Below are 403 nucleotides of genomic sequence, written 5' to 3' on the forward strand. Positions count from 1 at the left end.
CTTCGACCACGAAGGCCAGGTCACGACGCACTTCCGGATACCTGGAGAGCGGCGCGAAGCGCGGCAGACGGCCTGCGCAGGCAGAGGCCAGCGTGATCTCGAACACGAACACCTCGACCTTCAGGCCAAGCTCGGCGCGCGCCGCCGGGTGCAGGGCACCCATCCAGCCCGCCGGCTCGCCATTGAAGAACAGCTGAGCGCACTGGCCCGGGTGCAGTGCCGGATGCTCGGCAGCTTCGAAGCGCCAGGCATCCAGATTGCCGCCCAGTGCCAGCAGTGCCTCGACATCGCCCTTGAGATCGAAGAAATCGACCTTGTCACGACCGCCATTCCAGCCTTCCGGCAGACGGGCACCGGTGATCAGGCCGCCGATCATCGGCGTCTGCTCGAGGGAGTCCAGCTC

General features: G+C 66.7%; 1 pseudogene. It reads right to left on the bottom strand.

The features are described from left to right. Nucleotides 1-403, bottom strand: a pseudogene (locus tag HUS66_RS17535) (phenylalanine--tRNA ligase subunit beta); the annotation flags it as partial.

Origin of the sequence: Onishia taeanensis, from assembly GCF_013349955.1 — a bacterium.
In the GTDB taxonomy this organism is placed as follows: Bacteria; Pseudomonadota; Gammaproteobacteria; order Pseudomonadales; family Halomonadaceae; genus Onishia; species Onishia taeanensis_B.